The 15870-nt window shown below is 59.9% G+C and carries 15 protein-coding genes; 7 read left to right on the plus strand and 8 right to left on the minus strand.

Translation table 11 applies throughout. The annotated features are described in order from the left end of the window. The first annotated feature begins 30 nt into the window (after window positions 1–30). The 3 genes from Q1K31_RS06495 to Q1K31_RS06505 all read left to right on the plus strand — a co-directional run bounded on the left by Q1K31_RS06495 (window position 31) and on the right by Q1K31_RS06505 (window position 1877). Window positions 31–801 carry a GGDEF domain-containing protein gene (locus tag Q1K31_RS06495; RefSeq protein WP_300377967.1) on the plus strand — a complete coding sequence of 257 codons (771 nt, stop codon included), beginning with the start codon at window positions 31–33 and terminating at the stop codon, window positions 799–801. A gap of 77 nt (window positions 802–878) precedes the next feature. Next, window positions 879–1046 carry a YdcH family protein gene (locus Q1K31_RS06500; RefSeq protein ID WP_300377970.1) on the plus strand — a complete coding sequence of 56 codons (168 nt, stop codon included), beginning with the start codon at window positions 879–881 and terminating at the stop codon, window positions 1044–1046. A 60-nt stretch (window positions 1047–1106) separates the two neighbouring features. Further along, window positions 1107–1877: an SDR family oxidoreductase gene (locus Q1K31_RS06505; RefSeq protein WP_300377973.1), complete on the plus strand. Its 771-nt coding sequence runs from the start codon at window positions 1107–1109 to the stop codon at window positions 1875–1877. Window positions 1878–1988: 111 nt separating this feature from the next. On the opposite strand, the gene Q1K31_RS06510 is transcribed toward Q1K31_RS06505, so the two are convergent. Both Q1K31_RS06510 and Q1K31_RS06515 read right to left on the minus strand, forming a co-directional pair. Then, a complete protein-coding gene (locus Q1K31_RS06510) occupies window positions 1989–3320 on the minus strand; it encodes a cytochrome P450 (protein WP_300377975.1) in 1332 nt (443 codons plus the stop codon). Between the two features lie 102 nt (window positions 3321–3422). Next, window positions 3423–3914 carry a DUF2244 domain-containing protein gene (locus Q1K31_RS06515; protein ID WP_300377976.1) on the minus strand — a complete coding sequence of 164 codons (492 nt, stop codon included), beginning with the start codon at window positions 3912–3914 and terminating at the stop codon, window positions 3423–3425. Window positions 3915–3987: 73 nt separating this feature from the next. Here Q1K31_RS06515 and nth point away from each other — a divergent pair, with 73 nt between their 5' ends. Both nth and Q1K31_RS06525 read left to right on the plus strand, forming a co-directional pair. Further along, on the plus strand, window positions 3988–4737 hold the full coding sequence (gene nth / locus Q1K31_RS06520; protein ID WP_300377979.1) for an endonuclease III: 750 nt from the start codon (window positions 3988–3990) through the stop codon (window positions 4735–4737). Between the two features lie 79 nt (window positions 4738–4816). Continuing rightward, entirely contained in the window at window positions 4817–5851 is a 1035-nt protein-coding gene (locus Q1K31_RS06525) for a tetratricopeptide repeat protein (protein ID WP_300377982.1), read from the plus strand. On the opposite strand, the gene Q1K31_RS06530 is transcribed toward Q1K31_RS06525, so the two are convergent. Continuing rightward, entirely contained in the window at window positions 5848–6420 is a 573-nt protein-coding gene (locus Q1K31_RS06530) for an ActR/PrrA/RegA family redox response regulator transcription factor (protein ID WP_300377985.1), read from the minus strand. The two genes, Q1K31_RS06525 and Q1K31_RS06530, sit on opposite strands and share 4 nt — an antisense overlap. A gap of 3 nt (window positions 6421–6423) precedes the next feature. Further along, window positions 6424–7821, minus strand: a complete 1398-nt coding sequence (locus tag Q1K31_RS06535) for an ActS/PrrB/RegB family redox-sensitive histidine kinase (protein ID WP_300377987.1) — start codon at window positions 7819–7821, stop codon at window positions 6424–6426. Window positions 7822–7923: 102 nt separating this feature from the next. Between Q1K31_RS06535 and Q1K31_RS06540 the strand changes: the two genes are divergently transcribed. Together Q1K31_RS06540 and Q1K31_RS06545 are read left to right on the plus strand one after the other, a co-directional pair. Then, window positions 7924–8511 (plus strand): SCO family protein, encoded by a 588-nt coding sequence (locus tag Q1K31_RS06540; RefSeq protein WP_300377989.1) that lies wholly within the window; start codon window positions 7924–7926, stop codon window positions 8509–8511. A 63-nt stretch (window positions 8512–8574) separates the two neighbouring features. Then, entirely contained in the window at window positions 8575–9807 is a 1233-nt protein-coding gene (locus Q1K31_RS06545) for a polyhydroxyalkanoate depolymerase (RefSeq protein WP_300377992.1), read from the plus strand. Between the two features lie 10 nt (window positions 9808–9817). Here Q1K31_RS06545 and Q1K31_RS06550 read toward each other — a convergent pair whose 3' ends face one another. The 4 genes from Q1K31_RS06550 to Q1K31_RS06565 all read right to left on the minus strand — a co-directional run bounded on the left by Q1K31_RS06550 (window position 9818) and on the right by Q1K31_RS06565 (window position 15831). After that, on the minus strand, window positions 9818–10279 hold the full coding sequence (locus Q1K31_RS06550) for a copper chaperone PCu(A)C (RefSeq protein ID WP_300377995.1): 462 nt from the start codon (window positions 10277–10279) through the stop codon (window positions 9818–9820). Between the two features lie 39 nt (window positions 10280–10318). Continuing rightward, window positions 10319–11359: a tryptophan--tRNA ligase gene (gene trpS, locus Q1K31_RS06555; RefSeq protein ID WP_300377998.1), complete on the minus strand. Its 1041-nt coding sequence runs from the start codon at window positions 11357–11359 to the stop codon at window positions 10319–10321. Between the two features lie 63 nt (window positions 11360–11422). Then, complete coding sequence (gene murJ, locus Q1K31_RS06560; RefSeq protein WP_300378001.1) at window positions 11423–12976, minus strand: murein biosynthesis integral membrane protein MurJ; 1554 nt, start codon at window positions 12974–12976, stop codon at window positions 11423–11425. A gap of 29 nt (window positions 12977–13005) precedes the next feature. Further along, entirely contained in the window at window positions 13006–15831 is a 2826-nt protein-coding gene (locus Q1K31_RS06565; RefSeq protein WP_300378004.1) for a [protein-PII] uridylyltransferase, read from the minus strand. Window positions 15832–15870: the final 39 nt, after the last annotated feature.

A 15870-nucleotide genomic window follows, 5' to 3' on the forward strand; every position in this document is an offset into this window, starting at 1 on the left:
CCCTGTGCGTCAAGCGTCGCAGACTGCTGGATGCGCTTCAGCGACTCACCTATGCTCGAGCGTATGGAAAAGCTCTCTGAAAATGGCTGGCCAGATGTGCCGGGCCGGAGTGACAAATCACCGGAAGATGCGCTTCTGGAAGCCCTCAATGTAAACCCGGAATCACATGACCGTGCCTCGGCAGCCGCTTTCCGTGCGCTGGCAGAAGAAGTTATCTGGCTTCGCCAGGAAGAAGCCCGGCTGCGCCGGGAGCTGACAGCTTCACAGGAGATGGCCGACCGGGATGCGTTGTGCCCGGTCTTCAATCGCCGGGCGTTCGAGCGCGAGCTGAACCGGGAAATGGCCCGCGCAGCCCGTCATGGCGTATCCTTGTGCCTGGTCTATCTGGATCTTGACCGGTTCAAGGCCGTGAATGACGGGTTTGGACATGCTGCTGGCGATGCGGCGCTCAAGCGGGTTTGCGACATGGTCCTCTCGCATGTGCGCCAGACAGATATTGTCGGCAGGCTCGGCGGGGATGAATTCGCCATACTTCTTGTACATGCCAACCTGGACGATGCGCGCCGAAAGGCCCGTGACCTGGCTGAACGGGTTGGCCGGCTGCGTATCAGTGGCATCGGCCCAGGAGGGCAGTCTGTTCAGCTTGGCGCGTCCTGCGGTGTAATCGCCTGGGCGGGCCAGGGATCTGCGGAACAGTTCATAGCCGAGGCTGACGAAGCCATGTTCAGGGTCAAGGCGTCCCACAGGCCCAGCGATAACGGGCGCACACAAAACCTGACTCGATTTTCACCCGATTCTTAGTGACCAGCTCGCACCGTTATGATTTAATGTTGCCTCAAAAGCACAGTTTCTCAGCAGCAAAGAAGGAGGTTGATCCTATGTCAATCCAAGGTCGTATCGAGGAACTCTCCAATCGCCATCGCAAGCTCGATGAGCAGATTTCGGATGAGCAGAAGCGTCCTACTGCCGATGAGGTCAGATTGCATGATCTCAAGAGAAAGAAACTGAAGATTAAAGAGGAACTGGTCACCTTACGGCCGAATTAGGCAGACCAGTCCGGCGCTCATTGATCCGGCGGGCATGTTTCTGCCGGATCAGGAGCCAACATGGATAAACCCGTTACCCTCATTCTCGGCATGGGCCAGCTTACTGGCGAAGCCGTGGCCCGTCGTTTCAGCGATGCCGGGCATTCTGTCATTGCACATGATGCGCAGATGAAGCGTGTCGAGCGTGTTGCCGACACGCTGCGTGACCGTGCCATTGTCCAGCATGAAGAGCTGCATACCCGCATTGGCATAAAGAACTGTCTTGCCGCGGCCATCGAAGCCTATGGACAGGTCGATCACATCGTCTGCATCCCGCCGGTCGCACCGGAAATGCCGCTTGGCGATCTCAAGATGGACGAGTTCGAGAAGCTGCAGATGCGCGCCGTACGTGGCGCCGTGCTGACCCTGCAACTCTTCGCGAAACACATTGATAGGCGTGTGGAAGAGGCAGGCGACACAATGAACCGGCGTGCGCAGATGGGCACGGTCACTTTTATACTCTCGCTCTCGGCAAGCCAGATGAATGAAGGCGATTTTGGTGACGCCGTTGTCCAGCATGCCATTCTCGGTGTCATGCGGGCAGGGGCTGTGGAACTGGCGCCGAAAAATATCCGCGCCAATGCCATCTGCGCCTTGCGGCCGCGCGCAGAAACGGCTGATGCCAACTGGCTGAAGAAGCGTACGCCGCTGGGGCGGGCGGCCCGCGCCGATGAAATCGCGGAAGCGGCCTTGTTCCTGTCCAAACCATCCAGCGCGATCATTACCGGGGAAACCCTTGTCATGGATGGCGGCCGCAACAGGCTGAGCGGTATCCTGGACGTGGATGACTGACGGGCCCGGCGTCAGCATGGACGCTTTTAATGTTGCAGGGCGTGACACGTCATAAAAAAAGCCCCGCAAGCATGGCTTGCGGGGACTGACAGTCTCGGGAATTTGGTCAGTTTATTTCTTCGGGTGGCAGATCACCGGCATCCAGGTGTAGCCCTTCACGAATGAGTGCGGCGTACGGCTCGGCTCGTCGAGCACTTCGATGTGTTCGAAGCGCTCCATCAGCTCTTCCCAGAGAATGCGAAGCTGCTGTTCGGCCAGACGGTTCCCGACGCAGCGGTGAATGCCGAAACCAAAGGAGAGGTGATTGCGGGCCTGCTCGCGGTCGATGATGAGCTTGTAGGGGTCTTCCTTCCAGAAGCGCTCATCCCGGTTACCGGAGACATACCACATGGCGACCTGGTCACCCTTCTTGATGACCTTGTCGCGCAGCTCGACATCCTCAAGCGCGGTGCGGCGCATATAGGCGAGCGGCGTCTGCCAGCGGATCACTTCCGAAACCATGTTCGGAATGAGGGACGGATCAGCCTTGAGCTTGTCGTACTGTTCCGGGAACTTGTTGAGGCCAAAGACGGACGCGGACATGGAATTGCGTGTCGTGTCATTGCCGCCGACGATGAGCAGGATGACGTTGCCGAGCAGTTCCATCGGCGTCATGTTCTTCGTCTTTTCGCCATGCGCGAGAAGGCTCATCAGGTCATTCTTGAGTGGTTTGGCCTGACGGTCCTGGAAAATGCCCTGGAAGGTCATCAGGCATTCCATGAGTTCCTGCTTCCACTGGTCGATACCACCAGGGCAGATGTCGGGATTGTGCGGATTGGTTGCGACATCCGACCAGCGCGTCAGCTTGCGGCGATCCTCGAACGGGAAGTCGAACAGGGTGGCGAGCATCATGGTGGTGAGCTCGATGGAGACGGTGTCGACCCAGTCGAACGGTTCGCCGACCGGGATGGAGTCGAGCAGGCCCTGTGTCCGTGAACGGATCAGCGGCTCGAATTCCTTGAGCATGTTCGGGGCGACAGCCGGCTGGACTGTCTTGCGCTGTTCAGAGTGGCGCGGCTCGTCCATGGCGATGAACATGGGCAGCTCGAAATCCTCGATCGGGGCGCCCAGCGTGATGCCGCCATGCTCCCAGGATGAGGAAAAGCGCTTATGGTCGATATCGACCTTCTGGATGTCTTCATAGCGCGTGATGGACCAGTATGGGCCGGAAAAGCTGTCCGGGGTGTAGTGCACCGGATCATTGTCACGCAGCCAGGCAAAGAAGTCCCAGTGGGCATCCTGACGCCAGAGCTCCGGATCAAGGATGTCGAAAGTCGACATGTCCACATCGCCGACAGACGGGATTTTAGCGCCGTGGTCGAGGTGGAAATCCATCAGTTTCTCGCGCGTCGCAGGCTGCGGGCGCTCGAGATTATGGGGAATCTTCTGTGCGGTGTCTGCCATGGTCATGCCTCCTATTTGCCCCGGGTCGCTCGACGGGGTTTTTCTTCTATGAGGCGACTTTAACACAGAGTTTTTCGAAAAACCATGACGCGAGCGTCATTTTTATGAAAACCTTTCGGCGCGGGCTCTGCGGATCGCGTTTTCCATCGCGTCATAAAGGGATTTCCGCTCGCGAGGGCTGAGAAAGCGGCCGATGACATAGGCCGTCTGGCCATGCGCGAGGCGTAGCTCGCTCGGCCGGCGCTCGGGGTGGGCCATGGACAGGCGGGTAAAGGTGGTCGGCAGTTCCACCTCACTTGCCTCGTGGCCGGGACGTGAATGCCGGAGCCGTATTGAATCAGCGGTAATGCGTACGGTCGTCTCTTCCCTGAGATCTTTGAAATTCTTTCGGAACGCATACCAGATCGCCAGCGCGTCCAGGCCGAACCAGCCGATCACCGGGAAGGCCCCCATGGACAGGAACATGATTCCGCCGAGAAAACTCATTGCGCCAACAAGCCCCATGATGATGAGAAAGGCCCGGGGGCTGAGCGCCGTGTTGGGCGTCAGGGTCGCATCGAAATAGACGATGGCGGGCTGCTCTGCCATGCCCATGAAAATGAGGTCTGGGCACGTTTGCGGCAAGTGACGACTTGATAAGGCGGCTGCGGCATTTACACCGCTTGTGATGAGCAATGCCCCCGCGAAAAAGCCTGCTGGCCGCAAGACAAAACGTAATCCACGCACGCTTGGGTCGGAGAAGACGGCGCGCCTCTATGCTGCGCTGGCAGAGGACCGGCCCGCGCCCGCCACGGAACTCGACTACCATAATCCCTACACACTGGTGGTGGCTGTCGCGCTTTCAGCGCAGGCGACGGATGTCGGCGTGAACAAGGCGACAAAGAAACTCTTCGCGGTGGCTGATAACCCGGAAAAAATGCTGGCGCTGGGCGAAGAGGGCGTAGCCGAACATATCCGGACGATTGGCCTGTGGCGTAACAAGGCTAAGAATGTGATCGCGCTGTCGCAGATGCTGGTCGACGCCTTCGATGGCGAGGTGCCGCAGACGCGGGATGAACTGACCCAGCTGCCCGGCGTGGGCCGCAAGACCGCGAATGTGGTGATGAACGAGGCGTTCGGCCATCCGACGATTGCGGTCGATACGCATATTTTCCGGGTTTCCAACCGCACCGGGCTCGCGCCCGGCAAGACGCCGGACGATGTCGAAGCCCAGCTGGAACGGGTCACACCGGACGAATTCAAGAAGGGCGCCCATCACTGGCTGATCCTGCACGGGCGCTACACCTGCACCGCGCGCAAGCCGAAATGCTGGGACTGCGTGATCGCCGATATCTGCAAGTTCAGGGACAAGACGCCGGACCCCGCGAAGAAGACGTCATCGCTCGACCCGAAAGGGCCTCAGCTGGCAGAGAAGTGACTAAATGAAATTTCGCGCTTTGGTTTAGTCCGATCTTGTCCTTTGAGCCTCAAGAGAGATTTGTTTGGAGGCGATACCGATGTTTACGATACGTCATACGATCGTGTTGCTGCTAGGTGTGGCCATGTTCGTTTTTTCAGCCTGTAAGGAGATTAAGCCACAAGCTAGCGACGCCTTACTTACAAGCGAAGCCGCCTGTGCCGCGGAGGATTTGCAGGCGTGTGACCGACTTGAAGAGGCGTATTGGGCGAAGGTCAGGCACCTCAATCTTGTTGCCTTCAAGGAGGATTGTGCGGAGGAAGCAAAGCTGAATACGGATGTAAAATCTGTTTGCCGCTTGGCTGACATGTATAACTTCTTGAAAGAAGACTGGTTTCCTTCTGATGGTCACTTGCGCCTGCGGCGTGCAATGGAAGCTGCTTGCAAAGCCTCCTATGCTGAAGCTTGTAGGAAGCTGGCTGACATATACTCTCATGAGAGAGGCTCAATAGACATCAACCATATCGAGATATTCCGAGACGATGAAGCCGCACTTGAGCTACGCATGAAGGCTTGTGACCTTGGTGACTACTGGTCATGCAAAAGTGTTGGCTACCAGTATTTTGATGGTCGGGGACTAAACGAAAGCAGGCTAACCCCTGAAGTGGTTGAGCTTTATGCCGAGCGCCGCCGAAAGATAAGGGGTTTTTTCGAAACCAAGTGTGACGAAAGCGACGGACTTTCATGCTACAATCTGGCCATAGCCTATGGGCATTTTGGCCATGCTCACCTCAAACCTTTCGGTGTAGAGGCAGACATTCCTCGGGCACTAGATCTCCTCGAGCAAGGCTGTTCCCTGAATGACTGGGATTCCTGTCTGCGTGCCGGTCAGCTCTATCTGGAAGGTGAGGACGTGTCTGAAGACCGGGCGCTTGCAGACGATTATCTCAGGCGGGGATGCAATCTGGGTGACCCGAGCGCCTGCTCACGTCGCTACCAGCTACTATATAAGAATGGCGACGAGGAAGCCGCGCGCAAAAGCCTGAAACGCGCGTGTCAGATGAAAAGATCGGATGACGTATTTGTGCGAGTCCGTGCCAGGAATGTGCAATGTCAGTTTCTGGACAGGAACTAGCGCGGGGCGCGCTTGGCGAGAATCCGCTGCAATGTCCGCCGGTGCATGTTGAGGCGCCGGGCGGTTTCCGAGACATTGTGATTGCACAGCTCGTAGACCCGCTGGATATGTTCCCAGCGCACGCGGTCGGCCGACATCGGGTTTTCCGGTGGGGCTGGCATCCCGTCGCCCTTGTTGACGAGCGAGCGGATGATGTCCTCGACCTCTGCAGGCTTGGAGAGATAGTCGGCAGCACCGGCTTTCACCGCGGCCACCGCCGTCGCGATTGCGCCATACCCCGTCAGGATGACGGCGCGTGCCTCCGGGCGGTACTGGTGAAGGACTTCAACGACATCGAGGCCGGAACCGTCTTCAAGGCGCAAGTCGAGCACGGCGAAAGCTGGAGGGTTCATCCGGCAGATATCCTTCGCCTCGTCAGCCGAGGAAACGGCAGAGACGAGAAAGCCCCTCTGCGTCAGGGCGCGCCCGAGGCGCTGGAGGAACGGGGCGTCATCATCAAGGACAAGACAGGTTCTGTCTTCGATGTCCTTCAAGGCCTCGTGAAGTTTTACGGTGACGTTGTAGTCCATTTTTCAGCTCTCCACTTGAGGACTATTTATCTGCATCCGCTCCGATTCCAAGGATTCGAGTGCTGTTCTTGGCCAGACGGCCTGCACGATGGCCCCATGTCTTGGCGACGTGCGGTTACGTGTCGCAATGCGTCCGCCTGTCCGCTCAATGAGGGTTTTGGCGATGAAGAAGCCAAGTCCCATGTCTCCACCGCCAAGGTGGGCCTCGCTGCGCTGGGAGACATAAGGCTCGCCCAGCTTGGGCATGACTTCGGCGGCAAAGCCCGGCCCGTCGTCGGAAACAGTGACGAGAAACTGCTTGTCAGTCCAGCTGGCGACGGCGCGGACCTGGCTGTCGGCAAAGCTCACGGCGTTTTCGATGAAGGCCCCGAGCGCGTGGAGGACTTCCGGGCTGCGCCGGATGGAGGGCACGCGGGATTCCCCGTTTTCGCCGGGCGCATAGGTGACACGCAATTCAACGCCGAGGCCCTTGAAGGGCGCAGCAGCTTCTTCGACCAATGCACTTAGCGGCATGTTGGCATGGACGATGTCTTCAGCTTCACGCGCGCGGCTGAGCTTGCCGAGAATGTCGCGGCAACGGTCAGCCTGTTCCGCGATCAGGCGGACATCCTCATAGCGGGGGTCATTTTCATCGATGTCTCCGGCCAGCTCCTTGGCAACCAGGTGGATCGTCGCGAGGGGGGTGCCGAGTTCATGTGCAGTCATCGCTGACATCGCGCCGAGCGCGGAGAGGCGCTGTTCGCGCGCCATGACGATTGAGGCGGCATCGAGCGCGCGGACCAGCCGGGCTTCATCCTCACTGAGACGGGCCGAGGAGACGACAAAGAACAGGATTCCAATGCCCAGAGCGGCAAAGTGGCCCCACTCAAAGAGAGGCGGCAGGATGAAGGCTTCGCCTGGCCGCCAGGGCAGGCCATAGGCGAACACAGGCATGACGGCAGCCGCTGCGATGGCGAGGCCTGCAATGATGACGGAAAACCGCGGGCGCAGGCTTGTCGCAGCCACTGTGACCGGCGCGAGCAGGAAGAGCAGGAACGGATTGGTCAGCCCGCCTGTAAGGGCAATAAGGAGGGCAAGTTGAAGCGTATCGAAAGCCAGTTGCAGCGTGGCTTCCCAGCCCTTGAGCAGCACCTGCTCTCGCATCGCAAATGACAGGAAGACGTTAAGCCAGGCCGAGGCGGCTATGGCTGTCAGGCAGAGGCCGAGCGGCAGGTCGAAGCCGAGCCCGAACTGTACGAAGACGACGGCGAGCGTCTGCCCTGCTACGGCGAGCCAGCGCAGCGTGACGAGCGTGCGCAGACGGGCATGGCCGCGCGCGGAGTCGACGCCGGCGATCCCTGTGGGCAGGAGGCTGTAGAGGGCCTGTTCAAACCCTTCCCGGCTGGCGGTGATGTCTTCCATGTCCCTCCTGCGACACTGTTTCGCCGCACATCTCCCTTGCAGAGCGGCGTGCCTGCGCACATACCTTCGGTCATGCGAGCGTATCAGACAATCCTAATCGGAATGACAGCCCTTGTCGCTGCCTGTAGCGGTGAACAGCGCGTGGAGACAAGTGCAGGAGGCGCGACGGCGACATGTACAACCCGCGCCTATGAGGAAATCGGCGGGCCCTTCACCCTCACCAATCAGGATGGCGAGCGCGTCACCGAGGAGGAGTTCAAGGGCGAGCCGACACTGATCTATTTCGGCTTCACCTATTGTCCCGATATCTGTCCAGGGACGTTGGTGGGCATCAGGAACGCCTATGAAGCGCTGCCAGACGATGTCGAGCCGCCGCAGACATTGCTGATTTCGGTGGATCCCGAACGCGACACACCAGAAGCGCTTGCGAAATATGTCTCCAGCAATGCTTTTCCGGATAATCTGGTCGGCCTGACAGGCAGCGCGGAGGAAATCGCCTCTGTCGCAGACGAATTCTTCGTCGGCTATGACCGGATCGAGACACCTGAAAGCGCAGCGGAATACACGATGGACCACACGTCGCTGCTCTATCTGATGGACGAAGACTGGAAGCTGAAAACCTTTTTCGCAGAAGGTGACAGCAATCCGGATGACATGGCGACCTGCCTCGGCCAGCTGCTGAAATCCTGAGCCAGATTGCATTTGTGCCAGAATGCCTTCATATGTTGCGGCGCAACATGAAGGTTTGACCGGGTGCTTTATTCCCTCGTTGAAATGAACCGGGCCGCGATGGCCCCCCTGCGTCTGCAGGCCAAGGCTGCGAAATCGGTCTGGTCATCTGAGGCCAATCCGCTGCGGGAGACCCAGTTCGCCCGCTCCGTTTCTGCCGCATCGACGGTGTTTGAGCGTGCGACACGCTATTATGGCAAACCGGAGTGGCAGATCTCCGGGACCGAGATTGATGGCCGCACGCATGCTGTAAAGCCTGAAGCCGCCTGGTCCTCGCCCTGGTGCCAGATGGTGCATTTCCGCACAGAAGGTGTTCCGGAAGGCCGTCCGCAGCTGCTTATCGTCGCCCCGCTATCGGGCCATTACGCGACACTGCTGCGGGGCACGGTGGAAGCCTTCCTGCCAACACATGAGGTCTATATCACCGACTGGACAGATGCACGCATGGCGCCGATCTGGTTCGGGCGCTTCGACCTTGACGACTATATCGATCATGTCCGCGACATGCTGGAACACCTGGGCGCCGGTACGCATGTGGCTGCTGTCTGCCAGCCCGGCCCGCCGGTTCTCGCCGCAATCTCGATGATGGCTGAGGATGGCTCGCAGAACCTGCCGGCGACGATGACGTTCATGGGATCGCCCATCGATGTGCGCCGCTCGCCGACGGTGCCGAACAAGCTGTCGGAGGAACGCAGTCTCGACTGGTTCCGCTCCAAGATGATCCACACGGTGCCGCCGCCCTGGCCGGGGGCATTCCGCCGGGTCTATCCGGGCTTCATTCAGCTGACCTCCTTCATGCACATGAACTGGGACCGGCATGTTGATGCCCAGCACCGCTTCTTCGAGCACCTGGTCGAAGGCGACGAGGACAGTACCGAGCGTCACGAGGCGTTCTATGACGAGTATCTCTCGGTCCTCGACCTGACCGAGGAATTCTACATCCAGACCATCGAGCGCGTATTCCAGAAGGCTTTGCTGGCGAAGGGCCAGTACCGCTACCGCGATGAACGGCTGGTGAAGCCCGAAGCAATTGAGACAGTCGGCCTGATGACCGTCGAGGGAGAGCTCGACGATATTTCAGGCATTGGCCAGACGCAGGCCGCGCATGATCTCTGTACGCGCATTCCCGACCGGATGAAGGAAGACTATGTCCAGCCGGGTGTGGGCCATTATGGCGTCTTCAATGGTTCGAAATTCTGTAAGCAGATCGTGCCGCGCGTGACAGCCTTCCAGCAGCGGATTGCAAGGAAGGCGTAGGCGGCGGAGCCTATTCGCCCATCGCCCGGATATCGGCTTCGGCCTCAAGAGTCAGGACTTCACCCTCGGCGGTCTCGAAATCGAACGTGATATTGGCGGTGTCGCCTGATGCGATGTCCGGATCGACACCGAACAGCATCAGGTGATCGCTTCCACGTTCGAAGACGAGCGTATCTCCGGCCTTCAGTTCATAGCTTTCCACCGGCCGCATCTTCATGGTGCCGTCATCCATGGCCATAGTGTGCGTCTCGACCGTTTCAGCAACGTCGCTGGATGCGCCCGTGAGCGTAAGATCGCCACCTTCGACGCTGATGGATATTCCGCCGACGCTGACATCGCGCCCACCGACCGGGGCCATGATGTAGGCGTTCTCGTAAGAGAGCACGGGCGTGCCATTTTCGGCGCCGGTCGAGGCAGGCTGGCAGGCGGCGAGCATTGCCGGGGCAAGGAGCAGGGCGGTTGAGCGTCTCATGAGCAGATCCTTTGTATGAGACGCTGGTGTCCCACGTGCTTACGGTTTCCAGAAGCCGACAATGTGGCGCACTTCATCCATGATCGGTTCGGCAATCGCATTGGCCTTGTCTGCACCTTTGCGCAATGCGGCGTCGATGTCGCCCGGATTATCCATCAGTTCGCGCATGTGGCGCGTAATCGGGGCCAGGTTTTCTACAGCAAGCTCGGCCAGGGCGGGCTTGAAGGTGCCGAAACCCTTTCCGCCGTATTCGGCAAGCACCTGTTCGTCTGTGAGCCCGGCGAGCGCGCCATAGATACCGACGAGGTTGGCGACTTCCGGACGGCCTTCGAGCCCGTCCACATCAACCGGCATGTCGCCGAGTGTGTCTGTCTTCGATTTCTTGATCTTGCGGGAAATCGTGTCGGCATCATCGATCAGGTTGATGCGTGAGTTCTCGGCCGGATCGGACTTGGACATCTTTTTCGTGCCGTCCTTGAGGCTCATCACGCGCGCGCCCGGCCCCTCGATCAGGGCTTCAGGCAGCGGGAAGAAGTCCGGCGACCTGAAATCCCGGTTGAAGCGGTCGGCGATGTTGCGTGACAGTTCAAGATGCTGCTTCTGGTCTTCGCCGACAGGCACATGGGTCGCCTTGTAGACGAGGATGTCAGCGGCTTGCAGGACCGGATAGTTGAACAGGCCGACGGAGGCGCGCTCGGAGTCGCGGCCGGACTTCTCCTTGAACTGGATCATCTTCTCCAGCCAGCCCATGCGCGCGACGCTGTCGAAAATCCAGGTGAGCTCCGTGTGGGCGCGCACAGACGACTGGGCGAACAGGACGGATTTGTCCGGATCGACCCCACTGGCCATCATGGCCGCGGCAATCTGGCGGGTCTGGTTGGCCAGTGCCTGCGCATCATAGGGCATGGTAATGGCGTGCAGGTCGACGACGGAATAGACACAGTCCCAGCCGGCATCCTGAAGGTCTGCAAATTTCTTCAGGGCACCGAGATAATTCCCCAGATGGAGATTGCCGGTGGGCTGGATGCCGGAGAATACCCGTTTCGGGCCAGCATAGGTCGGGGTCTGTTCGTCAGTCATGCGCGGGCCAATAGCGCAAGCGTCAGGGCGCGCCTAGCCCCTGATTGCGCTGGATGGCCCGTTTCACTCCTTACGCGCGGGTTTGAGCTCACTTGGACGGATGGCGCCGAAGAGGAAAGCGAAACCGCCATAGGCTATGGCGCCAGCAAGTGCGATGACGAGGGCGGCAATGAATTTCGAGTCGAATGTGTAGCGGGCAATCGTGCCGCTGACGCCGGCGAGATACCAGAGCAGGGCCGCAAGTGCGGTTGAGGCAATGAGGACCGAGACAAGCCGCTTCAGGAGCGGTGTGCCGGGTTTGTACCAGCCGCGGGTGAGCAGGCCGATGAAGAGAAGCCCGGCATTCACCCAGGCTGCCGTACTGGTGGCGATGGCAAGGCCGGGAAAACCAAAGAGCCCCTGTGATTTCAGGAAGAAGAAGAGCCCCGCGCCCAGCACGGTGTTCACACCGACAGAGATGAGCGAATAGGTCATCGGCGTTCGCGTGTCCTCACGCGCAAAAAAGCCCGGCGCCAGTACCTTGATCAGGACGAAGGCCGGGACACCCCAACCGAAATGGAAAAGGGCAAGGGCTGTCCGGCGGGCGTCATCGGAGGTGAAATCCCCACGTGTGAAGAAGCTGTCGATGAAAAGGAAAGGCGCGGCCATCAGGGCGGCAGCCGCTGGAACCGTCAGCGCCATGGCAAGGCCGACGCCATTGTCCATGACCGACTGGCTTTCGGCTTGGCTGTCAGACCGTGCAGCCCGTGACAGGCGCGGCAGGATGGCAAGGCCGACAGCGACCCCGACAAGCCCCAGCGGCAGCTGGTAGAGCCGGTCAGCCGAATAGAGCCACGATTTCGCGCCTTCCTCGAAACTGGCGAGTGCCTGGCTGACGAGAATATTGATCTGCATCCCCGAGGCGGCGATCGTGCCGGGGATCGCAAGGGCAGCGACGCGTTTGACGCGGGGTGTGAGTTTCGGCCAGCCAAGGCGCAGGCGTATCTTCTGCCGCGAAGTGCCATACCAGAGCAAGATAACCTGAAGCAGCCCGGCAACCGAGACGGCCACGGCGAGCGATTTTGCGACCTCGTAATTATCGTTGCCAATGAATGCGGCGACCAGCAGCGAAAGATTGAGGAGTGTCGGCGCCCCGGCCGACATGGCAAACCGCCCGCCGGAATTCAGCACACCAGAGAACAGGGCCGCCAGCGCCATGAAGGAGAGATACGGCATGGTGATCTGGGTGAGTAGGATCGCCAGAGGGAAGTGGACCGGGTCATTCCTGTAACCGCCATGCAGGAGGATCATGATCCACGGCATTGCGACTTGCGCGACGATGACCAGAAGGGCGGTTACGGCGAACAGGCCCCGAAAGGTTTCCTCAGCGACTTGGCGCGCTGCCTCGGGACCTTCGGCTTCAAGTGTGCGGGAATAAGCCGGAACGAAGGCCTGCGCGAAAGCACCTTCCGCGAAGACGCGCCGGAAGAGGTTCGGGAACATCAGCGCCGTGAAAAAGGCGTCGGCGACCGGCCCCGCGCCGAGTTTGGCCAGGATGATGATATCACGCAGGAAGCCCAGTGCCCGGCTGCCGAATGTCCATGAGGACTGGGTGAGCGTGTTGCGCAGGACACTCATGGGCAGGTCTTCCCCTCAGAAGCTCTGGATCAGAAGCTGTCGGCGGCGTTGGCCTGTTTCAGGCTGCGTGCGGGTGTACGCGGTGCCTCTGGTTCTTCGCGGCGCAGTACGTCGAGAAGTTGTTCCTTGAGTGACGCTTTGCGGGCTTCGTCATAGTCATCGGGCAGCTGGACATAGAAAGCATCAAAGACGCGTTCGCCATAGCTGCCGACATGGGCAGAGTGGATGGAGATGTTCTCCTCGGCCAGCATGTTGGCGACATCATGCAGGAGGCCCGGCCGGTCGCGGCCAGCCACGTCGATGACGGTATAGTCCGAGGACAGGGTGTCATCGATCTTGACCTGTGGAATGACCAGGAAGGCTGCCTCACGCCTTGAGGTGGGAGACGGGATTTCCCGGATGGGAGCATCGCTGGCGAAAACGCGGCGGACTTCCTCTTCAAGCCGTTTCAGGCGGCCGGGATCCCCGGCAGCGAAGACACCGCCTTTCCCGTCCTGAAGGATGAAGACGTCCACGATAAAGCCGGACGGGCCAGTATAGACCTGGGCGGAGACGACATTGGCTCCTTGTGAGGCGATCGTTCCGGCCAGGCGGGCAAACAGGCCGAGCCGGTCATGTCCTGCAACCAGAAGCGAGACCCCGCCTCCATCTTCGCGCACATGCGCGGAGACCACCGGGGCTTCGTCCGAAGCGAGTTCGCGGGCATGTTCCTCGAGGACATCAACATCGAACCCCGTCCAGTATGCCGGGTCCATTTCCTGCATGACCTTGGGAACGGTGCCGATGCGTTCCTGCAAAGCTTCGCGATTGATTGCCGCGCGCCCGGCCAGTTCATGAGCCACGCTTTTCTCATCGGTGCGCCCACCACGAAGGGCGGCTTCGGTATTGTGGTAAAGGTCTTCCAGAAGCTGGCCTTTCCACGCGTTCCAGATACCGGGGCCAACGGCGCGAATATCAGCAATGGTCAGGATGTAGAGCAGGCGCAGCCGCTCGATTGAGCCGACTAGCGAGGCGAAGCGCACGATCGTGCTGGGATCGGCAATGTCGCGTTTCTGGGCCGTCTCACTCATCTCCAGATGATTGCCGACAAGCCAGGCGATGAGGTCGACTTCGGCCTCCGGCAGCCCGAGACGCCTGCCGGCCTGCGTCGCGGTCTTCATGCCTTCGATCTGCTGGTCGCCATGGCCCTTGCCCGTGTCGTGCAGCAGCATGGCGAGATACAGGACCTGCTTGTTGTCGATCTTCTGGAAGAGACGGTGAGCCAGCTCGACTCCATCCTCTTCCTTGCGGTCCATGTCTGCCATGTATTCGACCGCGCGGATCGTGTGCTCATCCACGGTGAAGTGGTGATACATGTTGAACTGCGTCTGCGCGACGATACCGCCAAATTCCGGCAGGAAACGGCCCAGCACATCGGAATCGTTCATCCGGCGCAGGGCAAGGCCGGGATCGTTGCCTTCGACCAACAGCTTCAGGAAAGCTTCCCGCATTTCCGGATTGAGGCGTGTCTCCGGATTGATGAGCTTGGACTTGCGGGCGGCCATCGTCATGGCGTCGGGATGGATGTCGTGCTCGTTCTCGTCGGCGATGGCGAAGAGGCGGATCAGGTTTTCGGGATGCTCATCGAAGACATCCTCGCCGGTAACATTGACGCGCCCGCCGTCCAGCACAAACCCCTCCTGTGGCAGGGGCTTCGGGCCCCCTGTCGGGATAAAGCGGCGCCAGCCTTCGGGCTTCTTGATCTGGTCGGCCTCGAGTTTCGCAGCGAGAATACGTGTCAGGTTGCCGACATCCTTCGCGACGAGGAAATAGTGCTTCATGAAGCGCTCGACACCGAGCTGTTCTGAGCGGTCGCGGTAGCCCATCCGGGAGGCGATTTCCGGTTGCAGGTCGAAGCTCAGGCGTTCTTCGCCGCGCCCGGTCAGGTAATGGAGATGGCAGCGCACCGTCCAGAGGAAGCGCGCAGCGCGGTTAAAGACAGTATATTCATGCGGGGTGAACGGGCCGGCCTGCATAACCTCTTCCAGCGTGTCACCGTCATGCAGGTGCTTGGTAATCCAGAACAGGGTCTGAAGGTCGCGCAAGCCGCCCTTGCCTTCCTTCACGTTCGGCTCGACGACATAGCGTGTATTGCCCTGCTTGGCGTGGCGGGCATCGCGCTCGGCCAGCTTGTCGGCGATGAACTGGGCATCATGGCCTTCAATGGCTTCTGTCCGGAATTTCTCTTCGGTCTCGCGGGCAAGCGCCTCGTCCCCGAACAGGAATCGCGAGTCGAGCAGGGAGGTCTTGATCGTCACATCCTGTTTGGACAGGCGAATACATTCTTCCGGGGTACGGAAAGCATGGCCGACCTTCAGCCCCATGTCCCAGATGGCGTAGAGCATGTATTCAATGACGCTCTCGGCATGGGCCGATGCCTTGTACGGGCGGATGAAAAGCAGGTCGATATCGCTGGAGGGCGCGAGCACCTGGCGGCCATAGCCACCCGTGGCGAAGACGGCGAGACGTTCACCTTCGGTGGGGTTGCGCGCCCGGTGGACGTGGACTGTCACGTAATCGAACAGGGCATGGAGCACTTCGTCCTGCACGGCGGCAAGGATCCGTGCTGTGTCGAGCCCATCTGCGCCCTGTTGCAGGCGTTCCTGGGCAATCATCCGGCCACGGAACAGGGCGCCGTGAAGGTGGTTGAGCACTTCCTTGCGGGCTTCAGCCTCATCACCGAGATTGTCCATGAAGGCCGTGGTCAGCTTCACCCTCAGCGCCCGGCCATCAATAATGTTGGAGATCTTCCATTTGCTCGGCCAGGCCTTGCTCGGCAGCTTGCGGTGGACGAGGGATTCGCTGGTATCGGTCATGCCGTCTTTTCTAGCGCGACTCCGGGGGATGTGGCCAGC

It is taken from the genome of Henriciella sp., from assembly GCF_029936995.1.
In the GTDB taxonomy this organism is placed as follows: Bacteria; Pseudomonadota; Alphaproteobacteria; order Caulobacterales; family Hyphomonadaceae; genus Henriciella.

Excerpts from the sequence above, each read along its gene's own strand:
- Q1K31_RS06510 (WP_300377975.1), bottom strand. The coding sequence starts at position 3,320 with ATGGCAGACACCGCACAGAAGATTCCCCATAATCTCGAGCGCCCGCAG.
- Q1K31_RS06525 (WP_300377982.1), top strand. The coding sequence starts at position 4,817 with ATGTTTACGATACGTCATACGATCGTGTTGCTGCTAGGTGTGGCCATG.
- Q1K31_RS06530 (WP_300377985.1), bottom strand. The coding sequence starts at position 6,420 with ATGGACTACAACGTCACCGTAAAACTTCACGAGGCCTTGAAGGACATC.
- Q1K31_RS06500 (WP_300377970.1), top strand. The coding sequence starts at position 879 with ATGTCAATCCAAGGTCGTATCGAGGAACTCTCCAATCGCCATCGCAAG.
- Q1K31_RS06515 (WP_300377976.1), bottom strand. The coding sequence starts at position 3,914 with ATGGGCATGGCAGAGCAGCCCGCCATCGTCTATTTCGATGCGACCCTG.
- murJ (WP_300378001.1), bottom strand. The coding sequence starts at position 12,976 with ATGAGTGTCCTGCGCAACACGCTCACCCAGTCCTCATGGACATTCGGC.
- Q1K31_RS06495 (WP_300377967.1), top strand. The coding sequence starts at position 31 with ATGCGCTTCAGCGACTCACCTATGCTCGAGCGTATGGAAAAGCTCTCT.
- Q1K31_RS06565 (WP_300378004.1), bottom strand. The coding sequence starts at position 15,831 with ATGACCGATACCAGCGAATCCCTCGTCCACCGCAAGCTGCCGAGCAAG.
- Q1K31_RS06550 (WP_300377995.1), bottom strand. The coding sequence starts at position 10,279 with ATGAGACGCTCAACCGCCCTGCTCCTTGCCCCGGCAATGCTCGCCGCC.
- Q1K31_RS06535 (WP_300377987.1), bottom strand. The coding sequence starts at position 7,821 with ATGGAAGACATCACCGCCAGCCGGGAAGGGTTTGAACAGGCCCTCTAC.
- nth (WP_300377979.1), top strand. The coding sequence starts at position 3,988 with ATGAGCAATGCCCCCGCGAAAAAGCCTGCTGGCCGCAAGACAAAACGT.
- Q1K31_RS06505 (WP_300377973.1), top strand. The coding sequence starts at position 1,107 with ATGGATAAACCCGTTACCCTCATTCTCGGCATGGGCCAGCTTACTGGC.
- Q1K31_RS06540 (WP_300377989.1), top strand. The coding sequence starts at position 7,924 with ATGACAGCCCTTGTCGCTGCCTGTAGCGGTGAACAGCGCGTGGAGACA.
- trpS (WP_300377998.1), bottom strand. The coding sequence starts at position 11,359 with ATGACTGACGAACAGACCCCGACCTATGCTGGCCCGAAACGGGTATTC.